The organism is Devosia sp., assembly GCF_036406155.1.
In the GTDB taxonomy this organism is placed as follows: Bacteria; Pseudomonadota; Alphaproteobacteria; order Rhizobiales; family Devosiaceae; genus Devosia_A.
The window spans coordinates 1-14,264 of the sequence record NZ_DASWVV010000155.1 but is presented as its reverse complement, the minus strand read 5'-3'; the positions used below and the strand labels follow the sequence as shown (position 1 = coordinate 14,264).

Sequence of the window (14,264 nt, the reverse complement as noted above, 5' to 3'; positions counted from 1 at the left end):
TGAGTAATCGACAGGACGGTCGGGAAGTAGCCGGCCCGGCTCAGCGAGAAGATCTGGCGGCCCTGCGCATAGATGATGGTGTGGAACGAGGCGACGAGCCCGATCACCGCCACCAATGCCAGCACCTTGGCGGTGCCGCCGCCGAAGATGGCGCGGAAACCGTCGAGCAGGGGCTCGGTCGAGCGGCCCAGAGCGAAGGCACCGACTCCGGCCACGGCGGGATTGAGCCAGAGGATCATGGCCGCCGAAATCGCCAGCGTCAGAAAGCCGGCGATGATGCCGCGCGGCATGTCGCGCCGCGGGTCCATCGACTCCTCGGCCGCCAGCGGCAGCTGCTCGATGGCGAGGAACAGCCACACGGCGAAGGGCATGGCGGCGAGCGCCCCCCACAGGCCGGTGGGCAGCAGCGGGCCGCCGCCGCCGGGAAGCTCCACCCCGCCCGGGCCGATGTTCAGCGCCCAGCGCGCGAAATCGACGTGGGGCAGGGCGGCGATCCAGAACACGAGGAGGCAGGCGGCGGCCATGAGGGTCACGGCCAGCGTCACCCGGAAGGACAGCGCCACCCCGAAGATGTTGAGCCCGAGAAAGGCGGCAAAGCCCGCCACCCACCACAGCGGCTGCCACTCGGCAGGGGTCTCGAAAATGCCGGTGAGGTAGGAGCCGATGAAGAACACGATCACGGCCGGGGCCAGCACGTATTCGACGTTTTCGGCGAGGCCGGTGAGGAACCCGCCCCACGGGCCCATCGCGGTCCGGGCAAAGGAATAGGCGGCGCCGGTATGCGGCAGGGCCGGGCTCATTTCGGCGATGGAGAAGGTGAGCCCCAGATACATGGTCCCGATCAGGGCGGCGGCGATCAGCATGCCGCCCCAGCCGCCGGCGGCGAGGCCCAGGTTCCAGCCGGAGAAGTGGCCGGAAATGACGGCGCCGACGCCGAGCGCCCACAGATGGGCGACATTGGCGTAGCGGTTGAGCCCACGTTTCTCGAAATAGGAGCCGTCGCGCGCGGCGTAGGTCACGCCGGCCATCGTTGCTGCTGTCCTGTGTGCGTCGGCCACCGGGCTCTCCGGGAGAAGGGAGCCGGCCGCGGCCCAGGGCCGCGGCCGGCGCGTGCCGGTCAGGCGCCGTAGCGGTAGGGCGCTCCGGCTTTGACCATGTTGGCGTTGTAGGTCTTGATGATCTCCACCACGCGGGCGCTGCGCGGGCTCTGCGCCGCGATCTCGTCCCAGAACTTGACCGCCTCATCCTCGACCGTCTTCCACTCGGCCTCCGGAATCGTCGTCAGCTCGAGCTTGCCGTTGATGCGGTAGTCGGCCTCGCCCGCCCAGTACCAGTGCTGGCGGTAATAGTGCGAGGTGTCGATCGACATGCGGTAGAGCTGCTTGAGGTGATCGGGCAGGGCGTTCCACTTCTCGGAGTTGACGAAGTAGGACCCGGCCCAGGCACCGGACAGCGGATTGGTGAGGAAATACTTGAGCACGTTGGCCCAGCCCACCGTATGCATCTCGGTGATGCCGCACCAGCAGACGCCGTCGAGTTCGCCGGTCTGGATGGCCGGCTCGACGTCTTCATAGGGCAGCGATACCGGCACCACCCCGAAGCGGCTGAGGAACTGGCCGCCGGTCGGGAAGGTGTAGACGCGCAGGCCCTTGAGGTCGGCGAGGCTCTTGATCGGCTTGGTGGTGCCGAAGTTGCACGGATCCCACGCCCCGGTCGACAGCCAGGTGACCTCGGGAATGTCCTTGTAGGCTTCTTCCCAGATCTCGTTCAGCCCGTGCCAGTGCCAGAGCGCCGGCACGTCCAGCGAATAGCGGGAAGCGAGCGGGAAATAGGCGCCGAACACCTTGACGTCCACCGGCGCCGCCGCCGAGTCGTCGTCGCTCTGCGCGGCGTCGATGGTGCCGTTCTGCACGGCGCGGAACAGCTCACCGTGCGGCACCAGCTGGTCGGCGGTGTACATCTCGATTTCCATCTCGCCGTTGGCGGCCTTGTTGAAGGCGTCGACACCCGGCTTGCACACGTGCTCGGCCAGGGCCGGCCCGGCATAGGTCTGCAGGCGCCACTTGATCGGCGCCTGCGCCTTGACATAGGGCATGGCGAGGGCCGTCGATCCAACGGCTCCCGCGGTCGCGAGACCCGCCTTCTTGAAGAACTCGCGCTTGCTGATCTTCTTGACTTCGCTCATCTACTCCTCCTGCTTCCTCCGTCGATCCGCCCCGGCCGGGGCGGGATTTCATTGTTCTGCCCGCCGGCCGCCGCGCCCCTGGCGGCGCGGCGGCAAGCCGCCTCTCCCCGCTCAGCGCCCCGTATACAGGTTGGGCAGCCACATCGCGATCTGCGGAAAGATCATGAGCAGGATGATCGACAGCACCATCATCAGCGTGAATGGCAGGATGGAGCGGTAGATGTCGCCCAGCGTGATCTCCGGCGGCGCGAGCGCGCGCATCAGGAACAGATTGTAGCCGAAGGGCGGCGTGATGTACGCCACCTGGCAGGTGATGGTGTAGAGCACGCCGAACCAGATGAGGTCGAAGCCCAGTTGCTTGACCAGCGGAATGTAGAGCGGCGCCACGATCACCAGCATGGCGGTGTCGTCGAGGAACATGCCCATCACCATGAAGCTCAGCAGCATCAGGATCAGGATGCCCCACGGGTCGAGGCCGAAGGTGTTGAGCAGCAGGTTCTCGATGGCCCTGACCGCGCCCAGCCCGTCATAGACGGCTGAAAAAGTGAGGGCGCCCAGCATGATCCACAGGAACATGGAGCTGACCTCGAGCGTGGCCCGGGTGCTGACTTCGATCACCTTGCGGTTGAGCCGGCCGCTGACCGCGGCGGCGAGGGCCGCCAGCGTCGCCCCGACGACCGAACTCTCGACCAGCGAGGTCACGCCGGTGAGGAACAGGCCCATCATGGTGCCGAACACCACGATCGGCAGGATGCCGGCGCGCAGGACGCTGAACTTTTCGGCCCAGGTAATCTGGTCGCGCTCCTCCTTGGGCATGGCCGGCCCGAGCTCGGGCTGGATGCGGCAGCGGACATAGATGTAGATGGAGAAGATCGTCGCCATCATCAGCCCGGGCAGGATGCCGGCCAGCCACAGCTGCAGCACCGGCTGGCGCGCGATCATGGCGTAGAGCACCAGCACCACGCTGGGCGGGATCAGGATGCCGAGGGTCGAGCCGCCCTGGATGACGCCGGTGACCATGACCTTGTCATAGCCGCGCTTGAGCAGTTCGGGCAGCGCCACGGTGGCGCCGATCGCCATACCGGCGACGCTGAGCCCGTTCATGGCGGAAATCGCCACCATGAGGCCGATGGTGCCGAGGGCCAGGCCGCCGCGCACCGGCCCGAACCAGACGTGGAAGGCGCGGTAGAGGTTGGAGGCAATGCCGCTCTCGCTCAGCACGTAGCCCATGAAGACGAAGAACGGCACGGTGATGAGGGGATACCAGTTGAGCACCTGGAAGGCGGCATTGAACGGCAGCTCCGCCGAGCCCGAGCCCCACAGCCACAGCGCCGCCAGCGAGCCGACGAAGCCGATGACGCCGAAGACGCGCTGCCCGGTGAAGAGCAGCACCATCATGGTGGCGAACATGAAGAGTGTGATGAGTTCCGAGCTCATGCGATCGGCGTCCCGCGCGCTTCGGCAAGATCCTTGAAGAAGGTGGAGATGGTCTGCAGCAGCATCAGGAACACGCCGAAGGTCATGACCACCTTGATCGGCCACAGCGGCGGCGACCAGGCAGTATAGTTCTTCTGGTTGTACTGGATGGCGTAGTTGGTGGCCGACAGGCCGCCATACAGCAGCACCCCGAGGAAGAAGATCACGCACAGGATGGTGATGGCGTCGGTGATGGCGCGCTGGCGGGGGGCGAGCCGACCGTAGAACAGGTCCATGCGCACATGCGCGCCCTTCTGCAGCGAATAGGCGCCGCCCAGCAGATAATAGGCCGAGAGCAGGAACTGGCTCATCTCGAGGGCCCAGTTGACCGGCTCGTTGAACAACAGGCGCGACAGGGTCGACCACAGCAGCACGGCGGCCATCACGAAAAGCAACTGCATGGCGACGCGGCCCACCCACAGGTTGAAGGTGTCCACGGCCTTGACGAACACGCGTATCGGCTTAGGCACGCTCCTGCCTCCGCGGGTTGGGGGGTGGGACGTCGTCGCCGCCGCTGCGCAGCGCCGCGCGCGCCACCTGCAGCGTGCGGGCCAGCCGGGCCGCCCAGCGCTCGACGCCCGGCGGCTCGAGGATTTCGTCGTGCCGGATCTCGATCATGGTCGCCGGCAGGCGCCGGCCGTCGCCGTGGTGATCCAGCGTGTAGGTGACGCCGTTGCGCGCCGAATAGGGCTCGTTCCAGCCCACGTTGAGCCCCGGGTCCTCGGCCTTGAGGGCGGCGAACAGGGCGCGCGTGAGGGTCTCGTCGGCGCCGTGGATGAGACCCACCGGCCAGGGGCGCGCGACGTCCTTGTAGGTCGGCGTGAAGGAGTGGACGGCCACCAGGATGGTCTCCCGCCCCGCCGCCCCGCGCGCATCGAGCACGGCATCGATGGCGGCATGGAAGGGCGCGTGGAAGGCCTGGATGCGGTAGTCGCGTTCGGCCTGCGAAATGCCGACATTGGCGGCGATGTCGGTGCGCTCGCTGATCGTGGGGATGAGGTCGACGGCGTCGATGTCGCGGTTGCAGTCGATGACCAGACGGCTGACCGTGGAGTGCACCAGCGGGGCGTCGAGCAGGTCGACCAGCCGCAGCGACACGGCGAGCGCCCCCGGATCCCAGGCGATGTGCATCAGCCGCTGGTGCGGCGTCAGCCCGTGGTCGCCGTAGCGCTCCGGAAAGCGATTGGACGCATGATCGCACACGAGCACGAAGGGCGACGCGCCGCTCGCGTTGATGGTTCGTACGGAGTCCACCCCGGAACTGCCCATATCCCCCCGCGCAGTCCTGTTAACCTCTGTTCCAGTAGCTCCGGAAATGCGATATCTGTCAATATTGAAATGCACGTTTCAGAGGCGGGGAGCATGGAGCCGGGCAGTGTCGAGGCGCGCATCCATGAGGCCATGCACCGGCTGACCGCCGCCGAGAAGCGGGTGGCGCGCGGCCTGCTGGCCAATTATCCGACCATCGGCTTCGCGCCGGTCGCCGAGTTCTCGCGGCAATCCGGGGCCAGCGCCGCCACGGCCCTGCGCTTCATCGCCCAGCTCGGCTACGGCTCCTACGCGGAGTTCCAGCGGGCCCTGCGCCAGGAGCTCGAGGAACGCGTCAAGTCGCCGCTGCAGCGCAGCCTCGCCCGCCCGCCGCGCCCCGACCACGACGCCGATTTCCTCGATCGCTTCGTCAGGCAGGCCGTCGACAACCTGCTTGCCTCGGCGGCCCGCATCCCCAGCTCCGAGTTCGAGGCGGTGTGCGCCCGGCTGGCAGACAACAAGGGCGCGTGCCATCTGTTCGGGGGCCGCTTCACCGACGCCGTGGCCGCCTACATGGAGGCGCACCTGCGCCTGATCCGGCCGGGCGTGCGGCGGCTGGAAGGTCGCTCGGCGAGCCGCAGCGACCAGTTGCTCGACGTGCGCGCCGGCGACGTGGCCATCGTCTTCGACGTCCGCCGCTACGATCCGGAACTTGCCGAGGCCGCGGCCGGCCTCGCTTCCCGGCGCGTCTTCGTCGTCCTCGTGACCGATGCCTGGATTTCGCCGGTGTCGCGCCATGCCAAGATCGTGCTGCCGTGCGAGACGGCGATGGACCGCATCTGGGACGCCAACGTCGCCGTGTTCGCCATGGTGGAGGCCATCATCGCGCGCACCACCGAGCTGGCCTGGAGCACCGCCAGCAAGCGCATCGGCTCAAGCGAGGTCGCCTGACCGCCCGGCGAGGCGGGGCGGCCGGGACGGCGCCCGCGGGTGGGCCGCCCGCCGCTGTCATCATCGTGCTATGAAATCGCCTACACTGCGGCGGGCGGCGAATCGCCGGCGGCCGTGCGGGCGCGGCGGGCCGGCCCCGGCTGGGAGGTGAAGGCGGCATGACGGCGGGCCCCGGAGACGTTCACGATGGCGGGCCGCTCGACGACCGCACCCTCGGCCGCTTCGCCGACGCCCTGCCCGATCCGTGCATCGTGCTCGACCGGCGCGCCGCCGTGCTGCACTGCAACGCGCTGGCCGCCCAGCATTTCCCCGGCGTCAGCACCGGCGTCCCGCTGGCTTTCTCGCTGCGCGCGCCGACGCTGCTCGCCGCCATCGACGCGGCCCGCGTGACCGGGGCGGCGCAGACGGTCGAGCTGCACCAGACCATCCCCACCGAGACCTGGCACAGGGTGTCGATCGCGCCGCTCGCGGACGGTGGCCGGCTCGTGGTCGTGCTGCAGAGCCTCACCGAACAGAAGCGCCTCAATGCCATGCGCACCGATTTCATCGCCAATGTCAGCCACGAGTTGCGCACGCCGCTGACCTCGCTGATCGGCTTCATCGACACGCTGCTCGGGCCGGCCGCACGGGACGAGGCGGCGCGGCTCAAGTTCCTGTCGATCATGCGCGGCCAGGCAGCCCGCATGAGCAAGCTGATCGACGACCTGCTGTCACTGAGCCGCATCGAGATGCGCCAGCACGTGCGGCCGACGGGCAGCGTCGATGTCGGCCGGCTGCTGCGCGAGGTGCGGGACGGGCTGCAGACGCAGGCCGAGGCGGCGGGCGTGGCCCTGGACCTGGCGCTGCCCGAGGAGGCGGCCGTCGTCACCGGCGACCGCGACGAATTGTACGAGGTGTTCGAGAACCTGTTCGACAACGCCATCAAGTATGGCGGCGACGGTGGCCGGGTCGAGGTGGTGCTGGCCCCGGTCAGCAGCCGGCCCGGCTACGCTTACATGGTCACCGTCGCCGACCACGGCGCCGGCATCGAGCAAGAGCACGTGCCCCGCCTGACCGAACGCTTCTACCGCATCGACGCCGAGTCGAGCCGCCGCAAGAAGGGAACCGGCCTCGGCCTCGCCATCGTCAAGCACATTCTCAACCGCCACCGCGGCGCGCTGGCCATCAGCAGCCGGCCGGGCGAAGGCACGCGGGTCGAGGTGCTGCTGGCGCGCTGAGCCGGGCGGCGTCGTAAGAATGCATTCTGAATCAGTGGCTTGCAATGTCACAAAACTGTCGCCTGCCCGTCATAAAAGCGATGGCAGAGCGTCAATAGGTTGCGCCGCGTCAAGGCGGCATGGCCGGGCCAGCGCCGCCATCTTGGGCCTTGCGCCTGTGTTCCGGAAGGAAAACCGCACCATGAAACTCGCACTTTTCGCCAGCGTCGCCGTGCTCGCGCTCGGCGCCACCGCCGCCCACGCGCAGACGCGCGACCAGATCCGCATCGTCGGCTCGTCGACCGTCTTCCCCTATACCCAGGCCGTCGCCGAGCAGTACGCGGCCATGACCGGCAATCCGGCGCCGGTGGTGGAATCGACCGGCACCGGCGGGGGCATGCAGATCTTCTGCGGCGGCGTCGGGCCCGACTTCCCCGATATCACCGGCGCCTCGCGGGCCATGAAGAAATCCGAATTCGACCTGTGCGTGCAGAACGGCGTCGACAGCGTCACCGAAGTACTGATCGGCTATGACGGACTGTCCATCGCCCACGCGCAGCAGGGCCCGGACATGAACCTCACCAAGGCGCAGCTGTTCCAGGCGCTCGCCGCCGAGGTCGAGATCGATGGCCAGATCGTCGCCAATCCCTACAAGAGCTGGAACGAGATCGACCCCACGCTGCCGGCCGCCGCGATCACCGTGTTCGGCCCCCCGCCCACCTCCGGCACCCGCGACGCCTTCGTCGAACTGGTGATGCAGGCCGGCTGTGACGCCTTCCCGGCGATCAAGGCGCTCGACAAGGACCGCAAGGCCGAAGTGTGCGAGCGCATGCGCCAGGATGGCCCGTTCATCGAGGCCGGCGAGAACGACAACCTGATCGTGCAGCGCCTCAATGCCGACGCCAATGCGCTCGGCATCTTCGGCTACTCGTTCCTGTTCGAGAACTCCGACACGCTCAAGGCCGTCTCGGTGGACGGCGTCTCGCCCTCGGTCGAGACCATTGCCGACGGCAGCTACTCCGTTTCGCGGCCGCTCTATTTCTACATCAAGAACGCCCACAGGGGCGTCATCCCCGGCCTCGACGAATTCGTCACCGAATACGTCTCCGAGGAGGCCTTCGGCGAGGGTGGTTACCTGTCCGAGCGCGGCCTGATCCCGCTCGCCGCCGACATCCGCGAGGCCACCCGCCAGGCCGTTGCCGCCGGAACGCCCATGGCCGCCCCGGCGAAGTAAACCATCAATCGTGGACGAGGCCGGGGCTACCCGGCCTCGTTCTTCCTGGAGGCTTCTGCCGGTGTTCGGTTACCTGCTGCTCGCGATCCTGGTGCTGTCGACGGCCGCCTTCTATGTAGGGCGCGCGGCGGGACGACGCTTCGTTGCGGCGGGCGGCCCCAATCCGCACTCGCTGCCGGGCTATCACGGTCTGTTCGTCGCCATCTGGGTCGGCGTTCCCGCCCTGGTGCTGGTGCTGCTCTGGGTCGGCTTCCAGGGGGCCGTGATCGATGCACTGCTGGTGGCGAGCCTGCCCCCGCCGCTGACCGGGGGCGCCTCGCCGGCGCAGCTGCAGCTGCTGCTCTCCGAGATCAAGAACGTCGCGGGCGGCCTGATCTTCAAGGAGCCGAGCGCCGAAATCCGCGCCGCCGCCGACACCTGGCTGCGCTGGAGCGAGATCGCGCGCTGGGCCATGGCGGTGGTGGCGCTGGCCGCCATGACGCTCGGGCTGTTCATCGGCCGCTCCCGCCTCGCCCCCCGCTTCCGGGCGCGCCACAGCGTCGAGCGCTTCACCTCGGCGGTGATGATCCTGTGCTCGGTGATCGCGGTGCTCGTCACCGTCGGCATCATCGCCTCGCTGGTGTTCGAATCGCTGGAATTCTTCCGCTTCGTGCCGCTGCACGAATTCCTCTTCGGCCTGCGCTGGGAACCGCAGATCGCCATCCGCCCCGACCAGGTGGCCGGCAGCGGCGCCTTCGGCGCCGTCCCGGTGTTCCTCGGCACGCTGCTGATCGCCCTCATCGCCATGGTGGTCGCCGTGCCCATCGGCATCTTCACCGCCGTCTACCTCGTCGAATATGCCGGCGAACGGGTACGCAGCATCGTCAAGCCCGCCCTCGAGATGCTGGCCGGGGTGCCGACCGTGGTCTACGGCTTCTTCGCCGTGCTGACCGTCGCCCCCGCCATCCGCGAGGCGGGCGGGCTGCTCGGGCTCGCCACCTCGCCCAACAGTGCGCTGGCCGCCGGGCTGGTCATGGGCATCATGATCATCCCCTTCATCTCCTCGCTCGCCGACGATGCCATCCGCGCCGTGCCGCGGGCCTTGTGCGACGGCTCGCTGGCCATGGGGGCGACGCGGGCCGAGACGATGACCAGGGTGGTGCTGCCCGCAGCGCTGCCCGGCATTGCCGGCGGCATCCTGCTGGCCCTCAGCCGCGCCATCGGCGAAACCATGATCGTGGTCATGGCGGCCGGGCTCATCGCCAGCCTCACCGTCAATCCCCTCGATTCGGTCACCACCGTCACCGTGCAGATCGTCACGCTACTGATCGGCGACACCGCCTTCGACAGCCCCAAGACGCTGGCCGCCTTCGCGCTCGGCCTGGTGCTGTTCCTCGTCACGCTCGGGCTCAATGTGTGGGCCCTGTCCATCGTCCGCAGGTATCGGGAACAATATGACTGACGCCGCTGCCCCCGCCGTGCCGCCGCTGCGCTCCGCCGCCGCGCGGGCCGCCCTGCGCCGGCGGCGCAATGCCGCCGATTTCAGGCTCCGCCTGTACGGCGTGATCGCCATCTCGCTCGCCATCGGCCTGCTGACCATTCTCGTCGCCACCCTGGCGGCGGGCGGCTACCAGGCCTTCGTGCAGACCCACATAAGGGTGGATTTCCCCATCGGCGCCGACAATGTGAGCCCCGCCGATCCCGCCAAGGGCAACTACCGCCACGTGGTCAAGGAGGCCGTCGCGGCGCTGCTGCCGCCCGCCGCCAATCCGGCCGAGGCCAGGCAGATGGGCCAGATCCTCACCGCCAACACGCAGTTCTTCGTACGCGACGCGGTGCTGGCCAATCCCGCCGTCATCGGCGGCACGCTCACCCTCGAGGTTCCTGCCGCCGACATTTTCGACCAACTCAACAAGGGGACCATCCGGCGCGACACGCCGCAGGCCAACCGCCGCGTGAGCGATGCCCAGATCGCCTGGTTCGACGCGCTGGTCGCGCAAGGGCGGGTGTCGACGCCGTTCAACTGGGGGCTGTTCTTCAACGCCGACAGCCGCTTCCCCGAGATCGCCGGGCTCTCCGGCGCCATCGCCGGGTCGTTCTATGCCCTGCTCGTGTGCTTCGTCATCAGTTTCCCCACGGGTATCGCCGCGGCCGTCTATCTCGAGGAGTTCGCGCCCCGGAACCGCTGGACCGACCTCATCGAGGTCAACATCAACAACCTCGCCGCCGTGCCCTCGATCGTCTTCGGCCTGCTCGGCCTCGCCGTCTTCATCCAGAGCTTCGGCCTGCCGCGCTCGGCGCCGCTGGTGGGCGGGCTGGTGCTGGCGCTGATGACGCTGCCCACCATCATCATCGTCACCCGCAACGCGCTCAAGGCCGTGCCGCCCTCGATCCGCGAGGCGGCCTACGGCATGGGCGCCTCGCCGCAACAGGTGATCCTGCACCACGTGCTGCCGCTGGCGCTGCCGGGCATCCTCACCGGCACCATCATCGGGCTGGCGCAGGCACTGGGCGAGACGGCGCCGCTGCTGCTCATCGGCATGAACGCCTTCATCACCAGCCCGCCCGGCGGCGTCCTCGAGGCGTCCACGGCACTGCCGACGCAGATCTATATCTGGGCCGACAGCCCCGAGCGCGGCTTCGTCGCCCGCACCTCGGCCGGCATCCTCGTGCTGCTCGGCTTCCTGCTGGTGATGAACGCCATCGCCATCTTCCTGCGCCAGCGGCTCGAGCGGCGGTGGTAGGCGCCATGACCATCCTCCAGACCAGGGAAAGCCAAGCCATGCACGCCACCATGACGCCGGAGCCCGCCGGCGACGACGCCGCGCTGCCGCCCGAACCGGCCGGGCCGGCCATGTCGGGGCGCAATGTCAACGTCTTCTACGGCCAGAAGCAGGCGCTGTTCGGCATCGACCTCGACATCGAGCGCCACGAGGTCACGGCCCTGATCGGGCCGTCCGGCTGCGGCAAGTCCACCTTCCTCAGGTGCCTCAACCGCATGAACGACACCATCGACGGCTGCCGCGTCGAGGGCACGATCACCCTCGACGGCGAGGACATCTACGACCGCGACCTCGACGTGGTCGAGCTCAGGGCCCGCGTCGGCATGGTGTTCCAGAAGCCCAACCCCTTCCCCAAGTCGATCTACGAGAACGTCGCCTACGGCCCGCGCATCCACGGCATGGCACCGTCGCGAACCGAACTCGACGACATCGTCGTCTCCTCGATCCGCCGCGCCGGGCTGTGGGAAGAGGTCAAGGACCGGCTGAAGGAGCCCGGCACCAGCCTGTCGGGCGGCCAGCAGCAGCGGCTGTGCATCGCCCGCGCCATCGCCACCCGCCCCGACGTGCTGCTCATGGACGAGCCGGCCTCGGCCCTCGATCCCATCGCCACGGCGGTGATCGAGGAACTGATCGACGAACTCAGGGAGAACTTCACCATCGTCATCGTCACCCACTCCATGCAGCAGGCGGCGCGCGTCAGCCAGAAGACCGCCTTCTTCCACCTGGGCAAGCTCATCGAGCACGGGGTGACCGAGGAGATGTTCACCAATCCGAGGCACAAGCAGACCCAGGACTACATCACCGGCCGCATCGGCTGACGAGAGGATCTTTCCCGCCATGCCCCAATCCGAGCACATCGTCACCTCCTACGAAGACGAACTCATCAACCTGCACAAGGCCATCTCCGAAATGGGCGGCCTCGTCGAGCAGGCCATCACCGATTCCACCAAGGCCCTGCTCACGCTCGACCACGTGCTGGCCCAGCAGGTGCGCGAGGCCGACAAGCGCATCGACGGCATGCAGCACCGCATCAACGACATGGCGGTGTCGATCATCGCCCGCCGCCAGCCGATGGCGGCCGATCTGCGCCTCGTCGTCACCGCCATCCAGGTGGCCAACGACCTCGAGCGTACCGGCGACATGGCCAAGCAGCTGGCCAAGCGCACGGTGCAGATCGAGAGCATGAGCCTGGCGCCCAAGTTCTACAACGGCGTCAAGCATATGGCGGACCTCGTGGCGCGCCAGCTGAAGGCCGCGCTCGACGCCTATGCCGGGCGCCGGCCGGAGGACGCGATCGAGGTGTGTAACCGCGACGACGAGGTCGACGCCATGCACACCTCGCTGTTCCGCGAGCTCCTCACCTACATGATGGAAGATCCGCGCAACATCACGCAGTGCACGCACCTGCTGTTCTGCTCCAAGAGCCTCGAGCGCGTCGGCGACCACGCCACCAACATCGCCGAGGCGGCCTACTACCTGCTCACCGGGCGGCACCTCGCGGCCGAGGAGCAGCAGCGCCACCAGAGCTGAGGCCCCGCCATGAGCGCCACCATCCTCATCGTCGAGGACGAGGCCGACCTGTCGACGCTGATGCGCTACAATTTCGAGGCCGAGGGCTTCGCCGTGCTGACGGCGGCGAGCGGCGACGAGGCGGCCGAACTGATGCGCGAGACGCGCCCCGACCTCATCCTGCTCGACTGGATGCTGCCGGGGCTGTCGGGGATCGAACTGTGCCGCCGCTGGCGGGCGCGCACGGACACCGCGCGCATCCCCATCATCATGCTCACCGCCCGCGGCGAGGAGGACGAGCGCGTGCGCGGCCTCGCCACCGGCGCCGACGACTACGTGACCAAGCCGTTCTCGCTGCCCGAGCTGGTGGCGCGCGTCAACGCCCTGCTGCGCCGGGCGAGCCCGGCGCTGGTGGCCAACGTGCTCCGGGCCGGCGACCTCGAGCTCGACCGCACCAGCCACCGCGTACGCCGCGCCGGCCGCGACGTGCATCTGGGGCCGACCGAATACCGGCTGCTCGAATATCTGATGCGCCACCCCGGCCGCGTCTACTCGCGCGAGCAGCTGCTCGACGGCGTCTGGGGCAGCGACGTCTATGTCGACGAGCGCACCGTCGACGTGCATGTGGGCCGCCTGCGCAAGGCCATCAACCGCCGCGCCGGCGACGCCGACCCGATCCGCACCGTGCGCGGCGCCGGCTACGCCTTCGACGAGCGCTTCGCCGCGGCGGGCTGAGCGGGCTGGCCGGCGCCGCGCCGCGCCGCTAAGAAGGGGCCGCGGGAGGATGCGATGCAGTTTGCCAGCGACAATTGGAGCGGCGCCAGCGCGGCGGTGATGGAGGCGCTCGCGCGCGCCAATGCCGGCTTCGCCCCGGCCTATGGCGACGATGCGCTGACGGCGGCGGTCAAGCGCCGCTTCTGCGACATCTTCGAGACCGAGCTCGACATCTGGTTCACCGGCTCGGGCACGGCGGCGAACGCGCTGTCGATGGCCGCCGCCGCCCGCCCCGGCGGGCTGATCCTGTGCTCGACCGACGCCCATGTCTGGCACGACGAGATGGGCGCCTCGGAATTCTTCTCGGGCGGCATGAAGCTGATCCCGCTCGCGTCCGTGCACGGCCGCATCGCGCCCGAAGCGCTGGCCGGGGCGCTCCAGCGCTTCGCCCCCGGCAGCCGCACCGGCATCCCCGCCGTGCTGACGCTGACCCAGGCGAGCGAACTGGGCACCGTCTACCGGCCCGAACAGATCCGGGCCCTCGCCGACCGGGCGGCCGCAAGCGGCCTCGTCGTGCACATGGACGGCGCCCGCTTCGCCAACGCCGTGGCGGCGAGCGGGGCGACGCCGGCCGAGCTGAGCTGGCGCGCCGGCATCGACATCATGAGCTTCGGCGGCACCAAGAACGGCTGCCTCGCGGCCGAGGCGATCGTCGTCTTCGCCCCGGAAAAATTCGGCGACATCGCCGCGTTGCGCCAGCGCGCCGGGCACGCGGCGAGCAAGGCGCGCTTCGTTGCCGCCCAGTTCGAGGGTTATTTCGCCGACGGCAACTGGCTGCATACGGCGGCGCACGCCAACGCCATGGCGCAGCGCCTCGCCGCCGGCATCACGCGGAGCGGCACGGCGCGGCTGGCCTGGCCGGCCGAGGCCAACGAGGTGTTCGCGGTGCTGCCGGACGCCGCCCTCGCCCGGCTGCGCGCGGCCGGGGC

At 68.9% G+C, this 14,264-nt stretch carries 14 protein-coding genes; 9 read left to right on the top strand and 5 right to left on the bottom strand.

The genetic code is table 11. The annotated features are described in order from the left end of the window. From VGD93_RS09890 to VGD93_RS09870, 5 genes are all read right to left on the bottom strand, one after another. The coding region (locus VGD93_RS09890) for an amino acid permease (RefSeq protein ID WP_395011585.1) at positions 1 to 1,028 on the bottom strand (1,028 nt) is incomplete at its 3' end. A gap of 89 nt (positions 1,029 to 1,117) precedes the next feature. After that, complete coding sequence (locus tag VGD93_RS09885) at positions 1,118 to 2,185, bottom strand: TRAP transporter substrate-binding protein (protein ID WP_395011583.1); 1,068 nt, start codon at positions 2,183 to 2,185, stop codon at positions 1,118 to 1,120. 111 nt (positions 2,186 to 2,296) lie between these two features. Then, a complete protein-coding gene (locus VGD93_RS09880; protein ID WP_395011581.1) occupies positions 2,297 to 3,622 on the bottom strand; it encodes a TRAP transporter large permease in 1,326 nt (441 codons plus the stop codon). Continuing rightward, a complete protein-coding gene (locus VGD93_RS09875; protein ID WP_395011579.1) occupies positions 3,619 to 4,131 on the bottom strand; it encodes a TRAP transporter small permease subunit in 513 nt (170 codons plus the stop codon). The genes VGD93_RS09880 and VGD93_RS09875 overlap by 4 nt, the downstream gene beginning before the upstream one ends. Beyond that, complete coding sequence (locus tag VGD93_RS09870; RefSeq protein WP_395011577.1) at positions 4,124 to 4,915, bottom strand: N-formylglutamate amidohydrolase; 792 nt, start codon at positions 4,913 to 4,915, stop codon at positions 4,124 to 4,126. The genes VGD93_RS09875 and VGD93_RS09870 overlap by 8 nt, the downstream gene beginning before the upstream one ends. Positions 4,916 to 5,023: 108 nt before the next feature. Here VGD93_RS09870 and VGD93_RS09865 point away from each other — a divergent pair, with 108 nt between their 5' ends. The 9 genes from VGD93_RS09865 to VGD93_RS09825 all read left to right on the top strand — a co-directional run. Then, positions 5,024 to 5,860 (top strand): MurR/RpiR family transcriptional regulator, encoded by an 837-nt coding sequence (locus tag VGD93_RS09865; RefSeq protein ID WP_395011575.1) that lies wholly within the window; start codon positions 5,024 to 5,026, stop codon positions 5,858 to 5,860. Between the two features lie 158 nt (positions 5,861 to 6,018). Beyond that, positions 6,019 to 7,077, top strand: a complete 1,059-nt coding sequence (locus VGD93_RS09860; protein ID WP_395011573.1) for an ATP-binding protein — start codon at positions 6,019 to 6,021, stop codon at positions 7,075 to 7,077. A gap of 181 nt (positions 7,078 to 7,258) precedes the next feature. Then, on the top strand, positions 7,259 to 8,290 hold the full coding sequence (locus tag VGD93_RS09855; protein ID WP_395011571.1) for a substrate-binding domain-containing protein: 1,032 nt from the start codon (positions 7,259 to 7,261) through the stop codon (positions 8,288 to 8,290). 61 nt (positions 8,291 to 8,351) lie between these two features. Then, positions 8,352 to 9,731 carry a phosphate ABC transporter permease subunit PstC gene (gene pstC, locus VGD93_RS09850; protein ID WP_395011569.1) on the top strand — a complete coding sequence of 460 codons (1,380 nt, stop codon included), beginning with the start codon at positions 8,352 to 8,354 and terminating at the stop codon, positions 9,729 to 9,731. After that, the gene (gene pstA, locus VGD93_RS09845) at positions 9,724 to 11,013 is read left to right on the top strand and encodes a phosphate ABC transporter permease PstA (RefSeq protein ID WP_395011567.1); all 1,290 of its coding nucleotides are present in this window, start codon (positions 9,724 to 9,726) and stop codon (positions 11,011 to 11,013) included. Before pstC ends, pstA begins: the two co-directional genes overlap by 8 nt. A gap of 50 nt (positions 11,014 to 11,063) precedes the next feature. Next, positions 11,064 to 11,870, top strand: coding sequence for a phosphate ABC transporter ATP-binding protein PstB (gene pstB, locus VGD93_RS09840; RefSeq protein WP_395011587.1), 807 nt, complete (start codon positions 11,064 to 11,066; stop codon positions 11,868 to 11,870). A 19-nt stretch (positions 11,871 to 11,889) separates the two neighbouring features. After that, positions 11,890 to 12,582, top strand: coding sequence for a phosphate signaling complex protein PhoU (gene phoU / locus VGD93_RS09835; protein WP_395011565.1), 693 nt, complete (start codon positions 11,890 to 11,892; stop codon positions 12,580 to 12,582). Between the two features lie 9 nt (positions 12,583 to 12,591). Beyond that, on the top strand, positions 12,592 to 13,296 hold the full coding sequence (gene phoB / locus VGD93_RS09830; protein WP_395011563.1) for a phosphate regulon transcriptional regulator PhoB: 705 nt from the start codon (positions 12,592 to 12,594) through the stop codon (positions 13,294 to 13,296). A 54-nt stretch (positions 13,297 to 13,350) separates the two neighbouring features. After that, positions 13,351 to 14,264, top strand: a 914-nt coding sequence (locus tag VGD93_RS09825) for a threonine aldolase family protein (protein WP_395011561.1), incomplete at its 3' end; no start/stop codon positions are given.